Source organism: Prevotella sp. E13-17 (genome assembly GCF_022024035.1).
In the GTDB taxonomy this organism is placed as follows: domain Bacteria; phylum Bacteroidota; class Bacteroidia; order Bacteroidales; family Bacteroidaceae; genus Prevotella.
Window position 1 is genome coordinate 2,345,777 of sequence record NZ_CP091787.1, and the last position, 19,276, is coordinate 2,365,052.

The 19,276-nt window shown below is 48.0% G+C and carries 16 protein-coding genes; 5 read left to right on the top strand and 11 right to left on the bottom strand.

From position 1 onward, the window contains the following. Positions 1-9: 9 nt before the first annotated feature. From L6472_RS09545 to L6472_RS09575, 7 genes are all read right to left on the bottom strand, one after another. On the bottom strand, positions 10-2,877 hold the full coding sequence (locus L6472_RS09545) for a sugar-binding domain-containing protein (RefSeq protein ID WP_237804518.1): 2,868 nt from the start codon (positions 2,875-2,877) through the stop codon (positions 10-12). Between the two features lie 116 nt (positions 2,878-2,993). Then, the gene (locus tag L6472_RS09550) at positions 2,994-3,422 is read right to left on the bottom strand and encodes a thioesterase family protein (protein ID WP_237804520.1); all 429 of its coding nucleotides are present in this window, start codon (positions 3,420-3,422) and stop codon (positions 2,994-2,996) included. A 118-nt stretch (positions 3,423-3,540) separates the two neighbouring features. Beyond that, positions 3,541-5,583 (bottom strand): beta-galactosidase, encoded by a 2,043-nt coding sequence (locus L6472_RS09555; RefSeq protein WP_237804522.1) that lies wholly within the window; start codon positions 5,581-5,583, stop codon positions 3,541-3,543. 8 nt (positions 5,584-5,591) lie between these two features. Beyond that, positions 5,592-6,341 carry an exodeoxyribonuclease III gene (locus L6472_RS09560; RefSeq protein ID WP_237804525.1) on the bottom strand — a complete coding sequence of 250 codons (750 nt, stop codon included), beginning with the start codon at positions 6,339-6,341 and terminating at the stop codon, positions 5,592-5,594. 30 nt (positions 6,342-6,371) lie between these two features. Then, positions 6,372-7,184, bottom strand: a complete 813-nt coding sequence (locus tag L6472_RS09565; RefSeq protein ID WP_237804527.1) for an outer membrane beta-barrel protein — start codon at positions 7,182-7,184, stop codon at positions 6,372-6,374. A gap of 138 nt (positions 7,185-7,322) precedes the next feature. Then, complete coding sequence (ribH, locus tag L6472_RS09570) at positions 7,323-7,799, bottom strand: 6,7-dimethyl-8-ribityllumazine synthase (protein WP_237804529.1); 477 nt, start codon at positions 7,797-7,799, stop codon at positions 7,323-7,325. A gap of 24 nt (positions 7,800-7,823) precedes the next feature. Then, positions 7,824-8,516 (bottom strand): tetratricopeptide repeat protein, encoded by a 693-nt coding sequence (locus tag L6472_RS09575; RefSeq protein WP_237804531.1) that lies wholly within the window; start codon positions 8,514-8,516, stop codon positions 7,824-7,826. Positions 8,517-8,662: 146 nt separating this feature from the next. Here L6472_RS09575 and L6472_RS09580 point away from each other — a divergent pair, with 146 nt between their 5' ends. Both L6472_RS09580 and L6472_RS09585 read left to right on the top strand, forming a co-directional pair. Then, the gene (locus tag L6472_RS09580) at positions 8,663-9,751 is read left to right on the top strand and encodes a DNA replication/repair protein RecF (protein ID WP_237804533.1); all 1,089 of its coding nucleotides are present in this window, start codon (positions 8,663-8,665) and stop codon (positions 9,749-9,751) included. A gap of 12 nt (positions 9,752-9,763) precedes the next feature. Next, positions 9,764-10,054: a DciA family protein gene (locus L6472_RS09585; RefSeq protein ID WP_237804535.1), complete on the top strand. Its 291-nt coding sequence runs from the start codon at positions 9,764-9,766 to the stop codon at positions 10,052-10,054. A 26-nt stretch (positions 10,055-10,080) separates the two neighbouring features. On the opposite strand, the gene L6472_RS09590 is transcribed toward L6472_RS09585, so the two are convergent. From L6472_RS09590 to L6472_RS09605, 4 genes are all read right to left on the bottom strand, one after another. Beyond that, positions 10,081-12,441 carry a hypothetical protein gene (locus tag L6472_RS09590; RefSeq protein WP_237804537.1) on the bottom strand — a complete coding sequence of 787 codons (2,361 nt, stop codon included), beginning with the start codon at positions 12,439-12,441 and terminating at the stop codon, positions 10,081-10,083. A gap of 110 nt (positions 12,442-12,551) precedes the next feature. After that, a complete protein-coding gene (locus L6472_RS09595) occupies positions 12,552-14,168 on the bottom strand; it encodes a S41 family peptidase (RefSeq protein WP_237804539.1) in 1,617 nt (538 codons plus the stop codon). A 13-nt stretch (positions 14,169-14,181) separates the two neighbouring features. Then, the gene (locus L6472_RS09600; protein WP_237804541.1) at positions 14,182-14,607 is read right to left on the bottom strand and encodes a dCMP deaminase family protein; all 426 of its coding nucleotides are present in this window, start codon (positions 14,605-14,607) and stop codon (positions 14,182-14,184) included. Beyond that, entirely contained in the window at positions 14,582-16,681 is a 2,100-nt protein-coding gene (locus L6472_RS09605; protein WP_237804543.1) for a M3 family metallopeptidase, read from the bottom strand. Before L6472_RS09605 ends, L6472_RS09600 begins: the two co-directional genes overlap by 26 nt. A gap of 772 nt (positions 16,682-17,453) precedes the next feature. Here L6472_RS09605 and L6472_RS09610 point away from each other — a divergent pair. From L6472_RS09610 to L6472_RS09620, 3 genes are all read left to right on the top strand, one after another. Then, the gene (locus L6472_RS09610; RefSeq protein ID WP_237804545.1) at positions 17,454-17,900 is read left to right on the top strand and encodes an HU family DNA-binding protein; all 447 of its coding nucleotides are present in this window, start codon (positions 17,454-17,456) and stop codon (positions 17,898-17,900) included. Positions 17,901-18,276: 376 nt separating this feature from the next. After that, a complete protein-coding gene (locus L6472_RS09615; RefSeq protein ID WP_155808313.1) occupies positions 18,277-18,375 on the top strand; it encodes a smalltalk protein in 99 nt (32 codons plus the stop codon). Positions 18,376-18,658: 283 nt separating this feature from the next. Further along, positions 18,659-19,051 (top strand): endonuclease domain-containing protein, encoded by a 393-nt coding sequence (locus L6472_RS09620; protein WP_237804547.1) that lies wholly within the window; start codon positions 18,659-18,661, stop codon positions 19,049-19,051. Positions 19,052-19,276: the final 225 nt, after the last annotated feature.

The following is a 19,276-nucleotide window of genomic DNA, read 5'->3' on the forward strand; positions in this document are numbered from 1 at the left end:
TTGCAACTGCTATTTCAACTTTGGCTTCAGTTCGTCGGGTGAGTCGTTGGTGAACATGTTGACTGCCGGAGCCTGCTTGCAATAGAAGTTGAGAATGGTTTGCATGTCGAGTTCCATCGCTGGATGGAAATCATCACTTTGCATATAAGAAAGAATCGCTTGGCGCATCTGACGAGCCACAGGACGATTCTCCAGACGATTGCTGATGTCCATGGTTGTCATCAGCAATCGTCCTTTTCCGACCTTTGCTTCGACAAGCATGCCCAGTTTTCGCGACACATGCCACGTGTCGATGGGCTGTATGGGCGACTGATAGCTGCTGGGCAACTCCATCAGATTCATCACCTGTGCCTTATTGATAAGGTCCCACCAGTTGAGGTTTGACCAGTTATCAGTCGGGAAGCCATACTTAAACAACGGATGAGCGGTGTCGATATAGGCGCCAGTGGTATGCGGCGGACGCATCTTAAACCACGAGGTGTTCCAAAAGACTGGCAGATAGCTCTGCTTCACATCGCTACCCAGCGTCACCTTGCCGGCTGCCGTCAACAGTACGGTACCGCCTTTGCGCAGCACCTTCTGTGCTTTAGCATCTAAAGAATCGGAAATATAGACTGATCCACTTTCGGCTTCGCTCTTCTCGGGATAGACCCAGAAATCCCAATGGTTCTTATAGGAAGGAGAGAGCTGCACCTCGAGCGTCAGCTTGGCAGGTGCCTGCACATGGGCAAGAGACATGGTCACGGTGCCCAAAGAGTGATTTTTTCCTACAGGCAGTGACTGCTGGTTCTGCAATAGTCCGCTGGCTACGACGCTGGCACTGTCATGATTGTAGATACGATAGCTGGGAGAGACGCCGGTCAATGTGGCAAATGTCGCATTGTAAGCCTCAACTGGCACACAGAGTGTGTCGGCCGTGGTATATACAAACTGGGGGAATCGGGCCAAAGGAACAATGGCATTGCAGAACTGTGTCCAATCGCGAGCGTTACAATAGCCTTTCTCGCGCCAGAAGACATTCAGCACACCCACAAGTGCCGTGCCTTGTCCACTGTAGTCGTTGAGGCCTAAAAGTTGGAAGCCGGCATAGTCTTTCGTACGGAGATTGCGTTCGATCTCATACTTATAGCAGAGTGTCTGCAGGTGTCCGCTGGCCATCAGAAACTTTCTATCCATCTGTGCCATCCCGTTGTCGCGCAACAGGTCACGGAAGATTTCGAAATTGCGAGCGCGATAAACACCTGTGTACTGAGACATCTCTCCAAAGTCGGGGAAAGCGCACCACTGTCCTTTCTCGTGGGTCACGACCGGACTTTCATTGGGCTTCTCGCCCTTGTAGTTGCGGGGATAGAGGATTCCATCATAGTAGTCATCGGCAGACTGTGGTGCCTTTTTGTCCCAATTCAGACCGCGTGCGCCACCTTTCACATGATAATCGGACTCTGAATCCCAAGCCCAACCGCCACCGACCGAAGCGCCTGCATAGAGTTTGGTGGGGTCGTACTTCCTCATTTCACGTACCCAGTCGTTGCAATAGCTCACCCAGTCGCCTGCTGGCTCGTTGCCTGCTGCCATCATGACGAACGAGGGATGATGACCATACTCGTCAATGATGCGCTTTGACTCGTCCATCAGGTACTTGTCAATGGCCATACCTCGACGCAACTTCACACCGTGATTGGGCCACGTAGGACCTTCTGGCTGAAGATAGACACCTAACTTATCGGCAGCAGCAAAGGCTGCCTCTGGAGGACAATAGGAATGGAAACGTACATGGTTGAGGCCATACTCCTTACATTTCTTGAAGATGCGCAACCATTCGGCCTCGTCGGTGGGAGGATAGCCGGTCTCGGGGAAACAGCAGTTCTCAACCGTGCCACGCAGGAATAGCGGACGACCGTTGATATATAGTTGACGCTGGCGGGCCGAAATCTCACGCAATCCGAAGGTGGTCTGATAGACATCCTCGCCAGCCTCGATGGTGAGCTGATACAGATGAGGATGAAATTCATCCCACAGCTGGGCATCGCTGCCTAAGTTTACCTTAAATATTTTCTTGTTTCCCAAGGCTTCTTTGCTCATAGTGGTGTGATAATGCTGCCCCGTCATGCTGCTCACCTCCACATTGACATCATACTCCCATTTAGGCAACACGCGGACGCCATCGGTGTGGTTCTCTAACTCTACCTCGATCTGTGCCGAACGCTCAGCCACATGCGGGATAATACGCACGTGTTTGATGTTTAGTTTCTTCCACTGTGCCTGCAACTCAATCCTACCGACGATACCGTTCCAGTTGCCTTGCGTCTGGTCGGTCACGGAATGGGAGTCTTGACCTACACACACATTCTCGATGCCATTATACACCTTGACAGCAATTTCGTTTCTGCCACCGAAGGTGATAAACTTGGTTACATCATAGCGATGAGGCACTGACAGCGACATTTGATGTCCCACCTCCTTTCCGTTTACATACACCGTGGTCTCAATATGAGGACGCTCGAGAAACAGGGTGACGCGCTGATTGCTCCACGAATGGGGCACATACACCTGTTTACGGTACCAAGCATTGCCCACATAGTGACGACTGGGAGTCAGAAAAAACGGGAACTTCATATCACCTTCGTGGCGATATTTCTCCATATAAGGATTGAAGTAATAGGAAGAGTCATAGAGAGAGCCTGTCCATTGGGTTTCTACCGACACACGATGCCCTTTTTCGTTGGACAGCATAGAGCCAGGCAACATCACATAATCGTCATATTGAGGTGTTTCACCCATTGCAAAATCCCATGCGCCTGCCAGCGAGATAACCTGTTGGGCATGAATGGTTAAAGTAGCAATAGCTGCCATCAACAGGAAACTGATTCGTTTCATAATTATTGATTAGTTTTAGTTTGACGCGCCAAAGTTACAAAGAAATAAACAAAAAACAAAAAAAATGGCCCGAAAAGACTTTAAATCCTTTTGGGCCAAAGATATCTTAGAGGTTTCTATTCGAGACCTTCATATTGATAGATGTCATGCCGCCAGTTGTCGGGGAAAGCCATGGACTGATGATTCACCAGATCATAGAGTACCATAATGGAGAAACAGCGGCATTTCACCTCGTGCGTATCAACATCGATAATGTCCTGTTCAAGATGCAGACTCTTATTGCCCACCTTCACTGCTCGTGTACGTGCGGCAATGTGATCGTCACCTTTTATCTGCGAGAAGAACTCCGACTCTATCTTCACCACGACAATAGCTACACGTTCCCAATCTACATTCTGACATACATTGGCGAAATACTCTGTCTTTGCCGTATCGTAGAACTGAAAGTAAATGGTGTTATTGACATGACCGAACTTATCTACATCATTGAATCGGATCTGGATGGGCAACACATGCCGATAGTCTTTGTTTACTTCTTGTGTCATTCCTGAATTTTCTAAAGTTACTATTTTCAATGTGCAAAATTACAAATAATTTGCAAGATAAGCCCATGATTTGCAAAATTATTTCAATTAGTCAAATGGGAAACAGAAAAAGTCAGCCCTACAGAGGACTGACTTTAACAGACTTCACACTTTCGCCTGGAGTTTGATCTGCTTCACGTGGAAGATAGATTGGGGCTCCACTCTGAAGAGGCTGTATGCGAAGTTCCAACGTGGTGCAACCTTTAGGCAAACGCCATAAGCCATACAGGAACGGACGACCATATTGGAAATGGTCTGCAATCAACTTGCCATCGGCATAAAGACGGGCACAATCGCCTTGATAGTCAACTGCCAACAACAGTTCTCCTGTCGGGCGCTCACCTTGCATGAAAGGCAGATTGATCCGATAGACGGCTGCCTGCTGCCAGTCGGCTTCTGTGGGAGCCTCTGCAACCTTTTGTGCACCAATAGTGATTGTTCGCAAGGGGCCTGCCTCATGTATTTTCTCACAAGTGGCTAGATAGAGCATATCGGTATGAGGGCGCACTTCGAGGAACAAACGTTCGGCCTCTTTCTTACTCAACAGATACATATTATTATAAATAGGTGTGTCCTTCCCCTGGGGCTTCACGTTCTTCAGCAGCTTACCACTCTGCAGGCAGATTGTTGTGGGAATGCCAGGTATCTGCATGAAGTAGATCTTGCCATTGCGCTTAGCCACCAGTTGCGCCGTAGCATACCGTATGCCGTCGATGTTGATGGGGAAGATAGCCATTGCACCAGCAGGAATGGTAAGCTTTGGCAAGCAAACGCCACATGCTTTCAGGCTTACGCGACGTTTTGCAGAGAGGTGCTGCAGACGTTCATAATTGTTCACAAAGATGAAACCACTGCCATTCTGACTTCTCACCGACCAGCGCAACTGTCTGTCGTCGCCTTTCTTCAGGTCTTGACTCACGGGAAACGAGGGTTCCATCGTTGCTAGCTGCTGACCATAGTCGTGCATAAACAAATGCAGTGGACGCAATGCGTAGAAGTGAGGGTTGGTCTGTCCAAACTCTCCTATAGGCGCTTGGAAGTCATAGTTCTTCACTGGCATATCATTATAGTTGGTAGCCGGCGTTCGCTGGTTCTCATTCAACGTCATAATACCTTCTGGGTTGGTTCCTCCATGATACATATAGTAGCCCAACAGGTTGGACCCAGAACCCAACTTCACCAATGCCATGGAATAGGCATCCTCGGAATAGACATAAGGACGACGATGATAGGCCGTAGCCATACCACCACCCAGCTCACAGGTGAAATAAGGATAGACACCACTGTCGGCTGCAGAAGATGAAACCTCAGCACCATCGGATGCTGCCGATGGTGACTCGCCCATCGCAGTAGCGGGCTTGACACCCTCCTTAAAGTTGAATGCCTTATAATAGTTGCCAACAGTCTCCTGAAGTGAACGCTCCCAGAAGCCGTCGGCATAGTCGCCATAGAGGGGTATCATCTCGCCAAAGGGCACAGGAGTAGCCAGTTCTGGCCAACCGGTACGCGTATAGAATGGCAGGTCGTAGCCAATCTGAAGGGCTATCTTTTTCAGTGCCATCAAATACTCACCACGTCCGCGATACTCATTATCAAATTGTGCGGCAACAACGGGGCCACCATCTTTCCATTGCAATCCTTGTACCTGAGTAAAAATCTGACGATAGAGACGCTCCACATAATTTAAAAAGACAGGATCCTGTTGGCGCACTTTGCAGCCCTTTGTGAAGATCCAGTCGGGAATGCCACCATTGCGAACCTCGCCATGACAGAACGGGCCGAGGCGAAGTACCACTGGTATCTCTTCCTTTTTGCATACCTCGAGAAAACGACGCAGGTTGCGTTGACCGTCCCAACGGAAAATACCCTCCTGCTCTTCTACATGGTTCCAAAACACATAGGTGGCTATCATAGTAACCCCACCCTCTTTCATCAACCGCACCTCTCGTGTCCACTCTTCGGCTGGCACACGTGAATAGTGTATCTCGCCCATCACCGGACAGATGCGATGCCCATCGATAATGAGACTATGACGATCCCAGGTCACTGGTTTCCCGAAATCAGAAGCATAACAGCCTGCAGCCATCAGCCACAAGCAAGCAGATAGAAGTAGTTTGTTCATGATGATGATTATTTTAGTATCAGTTCTACCGGACAATGGTCGCTGCCCATGATATCAACATGTATCTTTGCATCCTCAATCCTTGACATCAAGCGTTCTGAAGCTACGAAATAGTCAATACGCCAGCCAACATTCTTTTGACGGGCTTGGAAGCGATAAGACCACCATGAGTACACAACCTCGTCGGGATACTTCCAGCGGAAGGTATCTATGAAGCCTGAACCCAACAATTCGCTGAACTTGCCCCGTTCTTCGTCGGTAAACCCAGGATTCATGTGATTGGTCTTGGGATTCTTCAGGTCTATTTCCTGATGAGCTACATTTAGATCACCACAGAGAATGACAGGTTTCTGTTCGTCTAAGTGCTTCAGATAGCAACGGAACTGGTCTTCCCACGACATGCGATAGTCTAAACGTTTCAATCCATCTTGTGAGTTTGGCGTGTAGCAGCACACCAGATAAAACTCTGGCATCTCCAATGTGATAACGCGTCCCTCGTGATCATGCTCATCAACACCAATACCCATTGTCACACTCTGCGGCTGATGCTTAGTGTAAATAGCTGTACCAGAATAGCCCTTCTTATCGGCATAGTTCCAAAAGGACTGATAACCATCGAACTGCAGGTCCAACTGTCCTGCCTGCATCTTTGTCTCCTGCAGGCAGAAAAAGTCGGCATCCAACTCACGAAAGACATCACTGAACCCCTTGCCTGCGCAAGCCCTCAATCCGTTAACGTTCCAACTTACAAATTTCATGTTTAAAGAAAGCAATACCTAATATTATTATTAGAAAGCAATACCTATCGTAAACTGATGCATCTTGGGAGCACCACTCTTCTTGAAGAAATCCATGGGTGAATACTTACAATAGATGGCCGGCAGATAAGGGGCGTGAACCTGCATGAATGCATCGATGGTGACAGGACGCTGACCAATGGATTTTGTATTGATATCATACGTTTCCTCGCCAAGTTCAAATTGCCGATTGGCGTGCGCCCAGAAATTGAAGTTCACAAGGCCGCCCAAGGTGACATAGCACTTTTGTTCACTATCAAAATAGTGGGTATAAAGCAACGGTACCTGAACACTGGTGACATGCAATGCCACTTTCTTGTCGGCTGCATTGATAGGGAAGGCTGACAGCCCCATAATGCCGTCTGCATCTTTCATCCAGAAACCGTCGTTGGCCGACATGCGATAGTTGCGCCAGTCGATGCCCACACCGATACTCCAGGCATTCTTAGCACCATAGGGATACCAATTGGTTCTTACACCCAGAGCCACATCAAAAGAGGGCCACAGGTTAAATGATCCCATATCGGCATCGAGCATCGTGTTAAGACCTATCTGGATATAAGGGACGCTTTTCACATCGCCCGCATCCAACCTTTTGTTTTTCGAACGCTTCACCTGGATGCCGCACCACGACTTTTTGTCTTTCGCAACACTGTCGTTGAGAATGATTTTGGGTGCTTTGTCGCGAGTCACGACAGTTACTTTCTCAACATTGTCCACAACGATAGTATCAGCAGTCTCGGCAGCCATTGACCACGATGAGGCAGCAATAAGTAGAGCCGCAAGAATAGTTTTAGCTTTCATTATTTGATTGGTTTATTTGATTGGTTTATTACATATTGCTTGCAAAGGTAAGCATTATTTATGAAAACCACAATGAAAGAAACAAAAAAATGGCAGTTCCATCGATATGAAACTGCCATTATAGAAACCACTAAAGAATTAAAACTTTGCCATCTTTATGGCAACTACAGCACACTCATCACCCTTGTTGCCAAGTTTGCCGCCAGCACGATCCAACGCCTGTTGCAGGTCATTGGTGGTCAGCAGGCCATAGACAACCGGTATATTGCTTGTGGCATTCAAGCGAGCAATACCAGCGGTCACCCCCTGACAGATATAGTCAAAGTGGGGCGTCTCACCACGAATCACACTACCCAAGATGATGATGGCATCATAACCATCATTGAGCGTCATCTGGTGTGCACCATAAATCAGCTCAAAAGAACCGGGCACAGTCTTCACGTGGATATTTTCAGTCAGCGCGCCATGCTTCTCCAGTGTTTTCACACAACCTTCGAGAAGGGCCCCAGTAATCTCGGGATTCCACTCTGCCACCACAATGCCAAAAGTCATATTTGAGGCATCGGGAACGGCATTGAAGTCGTAGTCGCTCAAATTATGCAGGGCTGTAGCCATCGTTATTATTCAATTAATGTAAACTTACTCTTTTACACGCTCGATGTAAGCATCGATAGTGTTATACTTCACCCACTGATAGTAGTTGTCCTTGATGCGCTGATAAAGCTTCAGGGCATCGGCCTTCTTACCCTGGCTCTCCAAAATCTCACCAGCCTGAATCAGGAATCCGGGAGACAGTGTACTGTTATCAGCCATGTCGGCAGCCTTCACCAGTGTCTTCACAGCATCATCAAGTTTATTCTGACTTGCCTCGATGTTTCCCTCGGCAGCCTTTGCTGAAGGTGAAATCATCTGATCGTCTTCTGTATCAAACTCGTCGAAATACTCTGCAGCTTCATCCAACTGACCCAGACGGGCGCAGCAGATACCGGCATAGAGGTTGGCCAGGTTACCAGCCTTCGTTGAGCTGTACTCATCAGCAATAGTCTTGAAACCAGCATGACCCAGGCTATCGCCCTCAAGAGCCATCTTGAACAACTCAGGCATATCGCCCTGAACTGCCATTCCGTAATACTCCTGAGCCTTTGCCATTTCGGTGCTGGCCTTCACTTGCTGCTTGCTGCTGTAGTTACTCCAGAACAGGCAAGCCAATACAGCTACAACAGCCACACTAACACCGCAAATAATTGCTTTCTTGTACTTGAGGATGAAAGCCTCACTCTGATTCAGTGCCTCCTTGATTTCGGGAGCACCGTTGTTGTTGTTTTCTGCCATTTTATTTGTTATTTTATTTTATGTTCACACAACTTTTGCGGGCGCAAAGATAATGAAAATATTGCACATAGTGAAATTTATTCCTTGTTTTTTTCTTTTTTAAGTCTGAAAAGCAGTAACTTTGCACTGAAAAAGACAGAAAAAGCATGATCCTGGAGCGTTTATCCATTATTAATTATAAGAACATAGAGGGAGCAGACTTGAAGCTCTCGCCTAAATTCAATTGTTTCATTGGTCACAACGGTGCAGGCAAAACCAATGTACTCGATGCTATCTATTTTCTGTCGTTCTGTCACTCGGCACAGACGGTTCAAGACTCGCTGGCCATTCAGCATGACAAGGACTTTTTCCTGTTAGAGGGACGCTATTCAGACTTCAGCATATCCTGTGGTATGAAAAGAGGTACCAAAAAGGTGTTCAAGCGAGACAAAAAGACCTACCAACGGCTCTCCGAGCACATCGGCCTGATACCTATTGTATTAGTATCGCCAGCCGACGCGCTGCTGATTGAAGGTGGCAGCGAAGAACGACGCCGACTCATGGATCAGGTGATAGCCCAATTAGATCGAACATATATAGAATCACTGAATCGCTATAACAAGGCACTCATGCAGCGCAATGCGATGCTGAAGATTGAAGACCACGAGCCCGACCCTGCCCTACTCTCACTGTGGGAAGAACAGATGGCGCACGAAGGAGAGACCATCTACCGAAAGCGACGGACATTTGTAGAACAGTTGGTTCCGATGTTTCAGCAGTTCTACGCCATGATTTCTGATGGACGCGAACAGGTGTCGCTCAGCTATACATCCCACTGTCAACGAGGACCACTGCTCGAAGTGATTCAGCGCGACCGCATGAAAGACAGAGCTGTGGGCTATTCGCTTCACGGCATTCACCGCGACGACCTCGAGATCATGCTGGATGGACACCCCATGCGTCGTGAAGGTTCACAGGGGCAACTCAAGACGTTTGTCATTGCGCTGAAGTTGGCACAATTCAACTTTCTGAAACAGACCAATGCCCACACCACTCCAATCTTGCTCTTGGACGACATCTTCGACAAACTGGATGCGCAGCGTGTGGAACAAATCATCAAGCTGGTGTCTGGAGAACAGTTTGGACAGATTTTTATCACCGATACCAACCGCGACCACTTAGACCAAATCCTGGCACAAGGGCAATTCGACTATCAGTTGTTCACGGTTGAAAACGGTAGTATCACTACAAAATAACATTCTTCAACTATGTTTAAACGCGACGTACAAGAACTTAAAAAACTGGTATTACGCAACATACGACAGCAAGGATTGGAAACACCTCTACTACAAAAGCGACTGATAGAGGCATGGCCTATCGTGGCTGGCGAGGTCATAGCTCGCTATACCACCGATGTGCGTATCTACAATCAGACATTGCACGTGCGACTGAGCATCCCTGCCCTCCGTGCCGATCTCTCTATGCGCCGCCAAGAATACGTACGCCGTTTAAACGAATATGTCGGCAACCAGGTGATTGCCGACATACAGTTTCGTTGATTTCTATTTTATTGCAAGTTAACCTGCTATTTTCTCTGACACAGATAGACGATTGGTTTAAGGTCGGCGCTGCATGAATCATTGCCCAACACGACAACTTCTATCTCTTGATTCTCCATCTCGGGAGTCAACATAATATAATAGGTATAGTTACGGTCTCTGCGCTCCACGTTGCTCTCAAACGTGTTCGAAGGATAGCTGGGAGCGCGATCGCCTGCTGCTATGATGCGCTGTCCGATGCGGGCCACGGCATAAGCGCCCTCCACCCCATGCTGGCCTTCGAGCGCAACACAAAGTTTCGTTTCGCCCTCTACCTTGGGCACCTTCACACGCAATGTCCAAGCACGCACAGCATGAAACGACGGGGCAAAGAGGTTGTTGGCCTTAAAACCGGTAGCAGTCAGTTTCTTGCCACCGGCATAGACCTCCACTTCACTCAACTGCTGAGGTGCATTAAAGATCTTGAGATAGCGCATCTTACCATGTACGGGCAGCATGGTCAACGTGTCGGCCAGAAACATCTGCTCTTGCCATTGGCACAGGTCTGATGACACGACAGCCATTTGTCCTTCAAAGGGCTGCATGGGTCGCAATCCGAAATAGCTGGGGGTGTAGAGTCGGATGCTATCTACATAGATCTCATCACCTAAATCCACACGCAGGCAACCGCCTGCGATGCGTTGATCGCCCTGACAACTGCTGGGGAAGAAACCTGTCGATGGGTTTCCGTCGAAAAGATAGCCATCCCAAATGCCACGCTCTACGAATGTTGGCTGATGGAAGAAGGCATCACGGGCAGCCTGCACTTGTGGCACAGTCGTCTGTCCGGCACGTTGAAGAGAACGTATCTCCAGGGCATTATTATCCAACGCAAACATCAATGACTCGTACAGACGATCGGCGTCGGCAGGCACCTCTACGGGCTTCATCTCACCACATCTCTCCGCGTTAACATCTGAGCGATAATTCTTCTTCACAGGCAACAAATCAGAAGCCTTGGTGGTAGCCACTAATAAGAGAGCACGGAAGGGTTGAACAGTGACATTGACCGTACTGCCATAAGCATAAGAACCAAGCTTATGCTCGCTGGGGTGATATTCCATCAGTGTCACTCTACCACGTTTGGTCAGTCCCACCTCGTGATCAAGTTTTAGTTGTATGCTACGCGGTGTCCATTCCAGGTTACGCAACACAATGATGCGCAACTGATCGTTACCGCGAGCCACGGCAAAGTCGCCATAAGAAGGAGGAAGAACCAGTCCTGTATTCATCAACGGTGCATAGTGGCGATGAACATTGAACAGACGCGCCATGCGAGCCTGTTCTTCATCGCGTAGCAACCAAGGGTTTCCATATATCTGAGGTGCCAACACAAGGTTGCGGCCAAAAGCGCTGAGCACCAACTCGTCATCCCAACCATCAAGACACGACGACAGACAGACGCCGTGATCCTCTACCGTGCGTCGCAGTTCCGGGACCAACGTGCGGCTCATGGCTCCTGCACGATGATGCGGTGCCGTCTGCCAGTTGGTAGAGTTGACATCGGTATAGCTCTCGCGTCCCTCCCACAGCTGTGTGGTGGCATAGCTATCGGCCTCTGCAAGTCCGAGTCGATGGTTCAACAGTATAAGATCGGGGGAATAGCTGCGACAACGACCCAGCATATCGGCAAAGTCGCCTGCATGTGAGGGCTGCAGAGGACCACAGACAGCATCAAACTTAAACAGGGCCCAGCCGTATTTACGACACAAGTCTGCTAACATCTGCTTACGTGCTTCAGCTGTAGCGGATGTCTGTCCGAAACCGTCAGGACCGCCCCAGAGTCCCAGACGGGTACCCATGTTCTTGGCTTTTTCATTGATTGCATCAAAGCTATGAGGAAAATGAGTCTTAAAACGCTCACTGTCCATTGTTCCATACCATCGACTACCATCTACGGCACCGGCATCGAAGGCATAGATATCCAACTGCATGCCATAGGTATCCTTCAACCATTGGAAGTAGTCAAGGTTGACCAGCGTCTGGTGCTCATCGGCACCTTCATTAGTATTGTTGATCCATGAGAAATACTCAGCACGCGCAGGCATATAGTCATACAACCTTAGCGTTTGTCTCTCACCTGTGAAATAGACAGAAGCCTCTGCTGGCAGTCCTTTCCAACGAATGGAAAAGCGAACAGGAACTACAGTTGTAGTTGTCTTCTCAATGGTCAGCAACGAACGTGCATGGTCCCATTTAAAGGACACGGCAGGATTGCTGCCCACACAGAACGACGAGTCACGCTGGGGTGTTATTTGAATGTTCTCAATCCGCAACGTCTTTCGAGCATGGGTCGGGACGAATTGTGCCAAGCTGAAAAGCAAGCACAACATGAATGTTTTTTTCATTTTTAAACTATTACTTGTAATTAGTGAAACGTATTTCCATTTAAGAGAGAATTAAAAAACAGGGAGTTAAGATGGGCTATCACGTCCGTCTTAACTCCCTATTCATTTCCCTATTCTGCCTTTGGAAAGGCACGACCCTCCTTGAACACACGAAGTGTCTCGCGGATGGCGGGATCGTTCTGGTTGAGATATTTCAACCACGATTCTTCATCAAGCATATTATAGATGATGCGGCTCTCCACAAACTGTTCTAACAGTTTAAACGAGCGCTGAATCATCAGATTGCGACGTTTCAGTCCGTGCTTGTCAGCATAGGTCGCAAACTTATCTACGATGTTCTGTCGGCGCAGGAACTTGGCAAGCGACAACACATCATCGTACTCGCTCAACTTAGCGCGGTTCTCATCGGTATAGTCATATCCAAACTGCAGGATAAGTCCCGACATGGTTGCCTCCTTATAATATGAGGTATAGTTGGTTGTGTCCTCAGGCACGAAGATATCGGGTGTAATACCGCCGCCACCATAGACCACACGTCCATTCTTAGTATGATATTCAGGCCCATCGTGCTTGATACTGTCTTGCGAGAAGAATTCGCCGTGCTGATAGCGAATCATGAGATCTTCCTCGTAGTTCCTATCCATACCACTGGTATAAGGTTTCTGTATGCATCGTCCCGATGGTGAGTAGTAGCGAGCTATGGTGAGTCGCATCATCGAACCATCATTGAACTCAACTGGTTGCTGCACCAATCCTTTTCCAAACGAGCGCCGACCAATAATGGTACCACGATCGTTGTCTTGGATAGCACCTGCAAGAATCTCACTAGCCGAAGCCGACCCCTCGTCGATGAGAACGACCAACGGCATGCTCTGATAACTGCCGCGGCCATCGCTACGATAATCCTGACGGGGCGAGCGGCGACCCTGTGTATAGACGATGAGTCGGTTCTTGGGCAGGAACTCGTTGGCTATCTGAACAGCCGACTGCAGGTATCCACCAGTGTTACCGCGCAAGTCGATCACCAGCTGTTGAAAACCTTCCTGCGACAGTTCGGCCAGTGCCACGAGCATCTCGGGATAAGTATTCTCACCAAAGTTCTTGATCTTAATGTAGCCCGTCTCATCGCTGAGCATATAAGCAGCCGTAACGCTCTTCATGGGTATTTCACCACGGGTCACAGTGATTTGTCGCAGACGACTTTCACCATAGCGCATAATGCCCAGTTTCACTTTCGTGCCCTTAGGACCTTTCAAGCGGTGCATGGCTTCTTCGTTGGTCAGAATACTGCCTGTGAAAGCCTCATCATCGACCATGACGATCTTATCGCCTGCCAGCACGCCAGCCTGCTCCGATGGTCCATCCTTCACAACATTCTGGACACGAAGTGTATCGTTGCGAATGGTGAACTCGATGCCAACCCCCGAGAACGAGCCACGCAAATCATCGTTGGCCGTCATCACATCTTTAGCCGAAATATAGACCGAGTGAGGATCTAGTTCGCTAAGGATGATAGGCATGGCTTTCTCCACAAGGTCAGCCATATCGACCGTGTCCACATACTGATCATCAATGATGTAGAGCAGATTGCTCAGCTTATTGCTCCCCGAGTTGATAATGTTCAGTCGGTTGCCCGAAAAGTGGTTGGCATAGAATGTGCCGATGAAAATACCCACCACGGCACTCAGCGCCAGCCATAAGGGCGAAAAACGATTTTTGCTGTTCATTGTCTTGTTTATTCTATTCGCCAAGATATACTACCTCGATACCTGCACGTTCAAGCAGTTCGATGCCGTCGGTCAGACGGTATTTCTCACCATAAACCACACGTTTAATGCCAGCCTGGATGATGAGCTTGGCACACTCGATACAGGGCGATGCGGTGATGTAGATGGTGGCTCCATCGCTGTTGTTCGACGAGCGAGCCAGCTTAGTGATGGCATTGGCTTCGGCATGCAGCACATAGGGCTTCGAAACGTTGTTCTCATCCTCACACACATTTTCAAATCCTGTAGGTGTGCCGTTATAGCCATCACTGATGATCATCTTGTTTTTCACGACCAGTGCCCCCACCTGTCGGCGGGTACAATAGCTATTCTCTGCCCAGATGCGGGCCATGCGCAAATAGCGCGAGTCCAGTTTACTTTGTTTGTCGTTTGATTCCATTTCTCTTTAATAGTGCGTTAATGGTTGGTTCGCCTCCACGAAAGCGCTTGTATAGCGTCATCGGGTCTTCCGTGCCCCCCTTCGAGAGCACATTGTCGCGGAAGCTCTGCGCCGTTTTCTGATCAAAGATGCCATGGCGCTTGAACACGGCGAAGGCATCGGCATCCAGCACTTCGGCCCATTTATAGCTGTAGTATCCAGCAGCATAGCCGCCAGCCATGATGTGTGAGAACTGCACCGTCATGCACGTATCTGTGCGCTGGCGACCAATGATTGCTTTCTTCCAAGCTTTCTTCTCGAAGGGAATGATATCCTCGTCGAAGGCATCCTTCTTCGTGTAATAAGCCATATCCAGCAGTCCGAAGCTGACCTGTCGCAGACAAGCCGTAGCAGCCATAAAGTTGCGACTCTTCACAATGCGGCGAATCAATTCATCGGGCAGAGGTTCACCTGTCTGATAGTGACGGGCAAAGGTGCTGAGGAAGTCTTTTTCCACCGCATAGTTCTCCATAAACTGTGAAGGCAACTCGACAAAATCCCACCACACATTAGTACCACTGAGGCTCTCAAATCGGGTGTTGGCAAACATGCCGTGCAACGAGTGTCCAAACTCGTGCAAGAAGGTTTCCACCTCACCCAGTGTCAACAGTGCAGGTTTCTCGGCTGTAGGCTTGGTGAGATTCATCACAACAGACACATGGGGACGCACGTTGACACCCTTGCGGTCGATATACTGTCCTTGATATTCTGTCATCCAAGCGCCGCCCTGCTTACCCTTGCGGGGATGGAAGTCGGCATAGAACACGGCGAGATAAGAGCCATCTTTATCAAACACCTCATAGGCTTTCACATCGGGGTGATATACAGGGATATCCTTATTTTCCTTGAAAGTGATGCCATAGAGGCGGTTGGCCAGGCCAAAGACACCATCTATCACCTTGTCTAACTGGAAATACGGACGAAGCATCTCGGCATCGAGGTTATACTTCTTCAACTTCAACTTGTGCGAATAGAAGGCTGCATCCCAGGGTTCCATCGTCAGCTTCTGTCCTTTTAACTTTGCTGTCTGACGTTCGAAGAGTTTTTTCAGCTCATCACGTTCCTCCAAGGCGGTTGGCTTATAGGCATCCACCAGATCGTTCAACAGTTTATATACACTTTTTACATTCCCTGCCATACGATGCTTCAACACATAGTCAGCATACGTCTTATAGCCCAACAGCTGTGCAATCTCACGACGCAAGTTAACCAGTCGTTTACAGATATCCAGATTGTTTTGCTCATTGTCGTGAATACACTTCGTATTGTAAGCCATATACATCTGCTGACGCAGCTCGCGTTGTGTGCTATAGGTCATAAACGGCTGGTACGAAGGTCCATCCAACGTAAAGAGCCAACCCTCGCCCGTTGCCTGAGGGTTATCCTCTTTCCACGCCAATGCAGCTGCATCGATGGCCGACTGTGGCAGTCCTTCCAGCTGGGCGGGATCGGTGATAACAAGTTTGAAGGCTTTGTTTTCCTTCAACAGGTTCTGTGAGAACTGGAGCGACAACAGCGAGGCTTCCTCGGTCAATTGACGCAGACGTTCTTTACCAGCCTTGTCAAGCAGTGCACCACTACGCACGAAGCCATCATACGTAGAGTCCAGCAATCTTTTTTCCTCAGGTGTCAGTTTTCGGTGATGGCGATGCACATATTTTATACGTTCAAACAATCGCTCATTCAGTCGCACATCGTTGGCATGCTGTGTCAATATGGGCTGCATCTTCTGTGCCAGCGCATCCATCTCGTCGTTGGTCTCAGCGCTCAGCAGGTTGAAGAACACGGTCGATACCCTATCCAACAGGTCGTAATAGCCTTCGCGCTCTTCTTCGGCATTGATAATCGTATTGTCAAAGGTTGGCTTGGCAGGGTTGTTGATGGTCTTGTCTATCTGCTCGTTGTCACGTCGTATTCCCTCCATAAAGGCCTCTTCATAATCCTCCAGACGGATACGATCGAAAGGCACCGCATCGTGAGGCGTCTTATAGTCCTCAAAAAACGGATTCACCCTCTTCTCTATATTTTCGCTCATACTTTCTCTTTCTCTATATAATTACGGCATGCAAAGATACAAAATAAATCCGAGAAAAGCTATAATCCAGTCAACTATTTTATCATTATTTAATCATAATTTCGCATACATTAAAAAGTCCACTATCCTCACGGGCGGTAGATAATAAAGCGCAATGCCACAAACGTGCCATCGTGCCATCGTGCCATTTTGTTTTTTCAAAGTTGGGGAGTCTTCGTGGAAAAGGTGTTTAAATATTTATATATAATATTATATATTATAATATATAATATTATATATAAATATCAATAGGCTGATTTAACGCAAAAAATGATTTTCGAAATGGCACGATGGCACGATGGCACGAAACAAGGACACCCCTCAGGTTACTCACTTACCCACTTACTCACTTTGGACATTTGGGATTTTCCAATTTCGAAGGTTGAAATGTAGTTGGGAAGGTTGGATTGGATAGATGTTGGAATAGTATAATTTAAAGTATATAATTATACTATTATATAATATATATATTATATAATAGTATAAAATTCTTATTTCAGAAAATCTCAGAATGCAAATGTCCAAAGTGAGTAAGTTGTAAGTGAGTAAGTGAACAACAATTCAATTTCTCTGAAAATAATTACCAAAATATTTGCGCATCTCATATATTTTTAGTACCTTTGCTGGTGCATTCGAGAAATAGCAAATCATGAGTTTTCTAGGGGCAAATGAGCGCTTTTCTGAGGGCAAATGAATCATTAACTTTCTAACCATTAAAAACACACGAAAAATTATGGCAAAACTTAGAATCAAAAAGTATGTGAACCAGGTGAAGAACTCGAAGATGTTCGGTAAGTGGTACGGACGCGTGAACTACAACGAGACGCTCTCTACCGACGACCTGTGCCGCCACATCTCCAAGCACGGTACCATCTACACCTCCGATGTGGTGAAGGGTGTCATCGAGCGCTTCGTGCTCTGCTTCGAGGAACTGCTGCACGAGGGCTACAAGATCAAGCTCGACGGTCTGGGCACGTTCTCGCTGAAGATGAGTACCACGGGTGCTGGATCGGCGGAGGAATTCGGAGTGCAGAACATCAGGCACCTGCAGGTGAAGTTCAACGGCGACAAGAAGAAGTTCTCGGAGTACGCTAGTCCTACGTTCATGAAGAACGCTCGCTTCGAGATTGAGCCTGACGCGAGTGAAAAGGAAAAGGAGCAGGGGGAGAATGAGGACTAACCCCTCAAACCCCTCCCCGACCCTCCCGAGGGAGGTTTAGCCTGCTTCGCAGGGAAGGTATAGCTCGACGGCCGACAGGGAAAGTCAAATTTTTCAAAATTGAAAACAAAATTTTTCATTTATTTTTTTGTCCTCACAAGCCGAATGGATATAAAATACTGTTTAATTTTGAATCAAATTTTGAAGAATTTCCCGCCGTTAGGCGGCCCAACCAATGAAAACTTTATTTTACCTACGGATTTTACGAATTTTACGAATTTTTATTCCGTTAAAACCCAATCTGTAAAATCCGTATCGCTCGGCTTTGCCGCTTTTACAAAGGCGGAACGCCGACTAAAAGAATCCGTAGGCCTTTAAAAACAAACAATTAACCGATATGAAGAAACTGGAAACTTGGAAGTTTGTATTGCAAACTGTTATCGCCATACTTACGGCGATTGCCACTAGCCTCGGCGTGGCTAGTTGTATGAATTAACCCCTCCCTTCAAGGGGAGGGGCAGGGGTGGGGTCTGTATCTCCATTGGCAGTTAGAACAATACTGACCCCACCCCCGACCCCTCCCCTACATGGGAGGGGAGCGCCTACGGAGTCCTCGGATTTTCAACCGCATAGTATGAAAGATTCCTTTTTAGGGTATGTTCTATAAATTGCATATAGCATCCGCGAACTCCCCTCCCTTCAAGGGGAGGGGCTGGGGGTGGGGTCTGTAACTAAACAATAATCCGCAGATTTCTACGTTATTGCAAAGAAAAGCCCCTATGCACTATCCTACAGCTAAAGCAAACGCTACAGAACAAAAAGAGTATCGCAAGGCTCTTCGCAACAACATGACCACAGCAGAAGCTACGCTCTGGCGTGCCCTGAAGGGTCGTGGGGCTGGCGGCATGAAATTTCGTCGTCAGCAAGGTATAGGCCCTTATATTCTTGATTTCTACTGCCCTGGGCATCGGTTTGGAATAGAACTTGATGGTGCCAGCCATGATTACAAATACGAATACGATGAGCAGCGAACTGAATATCTTCGCGAGCAGGGTATCCGTGTGCTCCGCTTTAGCAATCAGCAGGTGCTTACATCCATGCAAGGTGTCTTGGCTGAGATTGTGCGCGCTGCCAATGAAGTTACAGACCCCACCCCCGACCCCTCCCCTTGAAGGGAGGGGAGTACCTACAGGGACCTTGGATTATCAACCACGCAGTACGAAAGATTCCTTTTTGGGGATATGTTCTATAAATTGCATATAGCATCCGCGAACTCACCTCCCATATATGGGAGGGGAGGGGCTGCGCAAGGTTCAAGCTAAGGAAGCTAGTTGTATGAACTAGAAATTAGGAGCCACTTCACTATGGGCTCCTATTTTTTTAGACGAACCTTTGGA

Coding starts and splice junctions, on each gene's coding strand:
- L6472_RS09545 (WP_237804518.1), bottom strand. CDS start 2,877: ATGAAACGAATCAGTTTCCTGTTGATGGCAGCTATTGCTACTTTAACC.
- L6472_RS09550 (WP_237804520.1), bottom strand. CDS start 3,422: ATGACACAAGAAGTAAACAAAGACTATCGGCATGTGTTGCCCATCCAG.
- L6472_RS09555 (WP_237804522.1), bottom strand. CDS start 5,583: ATGAACAAACTACTTCTATCTGCTTGCTTGTGGCTGATGGCTGCAGGC.
- L6472_RS09560 (WP_237804525.1), bottom strand. CDS start 6,341: ATGAAATTTGTAAGTTGGAACGTTAACGGATTGAGGGCTTGCGCAGGC.
- L6472_RS09565 (WP_237804527.1), bottom strand. CDS start 7,184: ATGAAAGCTAAAACTATTCTTGCGGCTCTACTTATTGCTGCCTCATCG.
- ribH (WP_237804529.1), bottom strand. CDS start 7,799: ATGGCTACAGCCCTGCATAATTTGAGCGACTACGACTTCAATGCCGTT.
- L6472_RS09575 (WP_237804531.1), bottom strand. CDS start 8,516: ATGGCAGAAAACAACAACAACGGTGCTCCCGAAATCAAGGAGGCACTG.
- L6472_RS09580 (WP_237804533.1), top strand. CDS start 8,663: ATGATCCTGGAGCGTTTATCCATTATTAATTATAAGAACATAGAGGGA.
- L6472_RS09585 (WP_237804535.1), top strand. CDS start 9,764: ATGTTTAAACGCGACGTACAAGAACTTAAAAAACTGGTATTACGCAAC.
- L6472_RS09590 (WP_237804537.1), bottom strand. CDS start 12,441: ATGAAAAAAACATTCATGTTGTGCTTGCTTTTCAGCTTGGCACAATTC.
- L6472_RS09595 (WP_237804539.1), bottom strand. CDS start 14,168: ATGAACAGCAAAAATCGTTTTTCGCCCTTATGGCTGGCGCTGAGTGCC.
- L6472_RS09600 (WP_237804541.1), bottom strand. CDS start 14,607: ATGGAATCAAACGACAAACAAAGTAAACTGGACTCGCGCTATTTGCGC.
- L6472_RS09605 (WP_237804543.1), bottom strand. CDS start 16,681: ATGAGCGAAAATATAGAGAAGAGGGTGAATCCGTTTTTTGAGGACTAT.
- L6472_RS09610 (WP_237804545.1), top strand. CDS start 17,454: ATGGCAAAACTTAGAATCAAAAAGTATGTGAACCAGGTGAAGAACTCG.
- L6472_RS09615 (WP_155808313.1), top strand. CDS start 18,277: ATGAAGAAACTGGAAACTTGGAAGTTTGTATTGCAAACTGTTATCGCC.
- L6472_RS09620 (WP_237804547.1), top strand. CDS start 18,659: ATGCACTATCCTACAGCTAAAGCAAACGCTACAGAACAAAAAGAGTAT.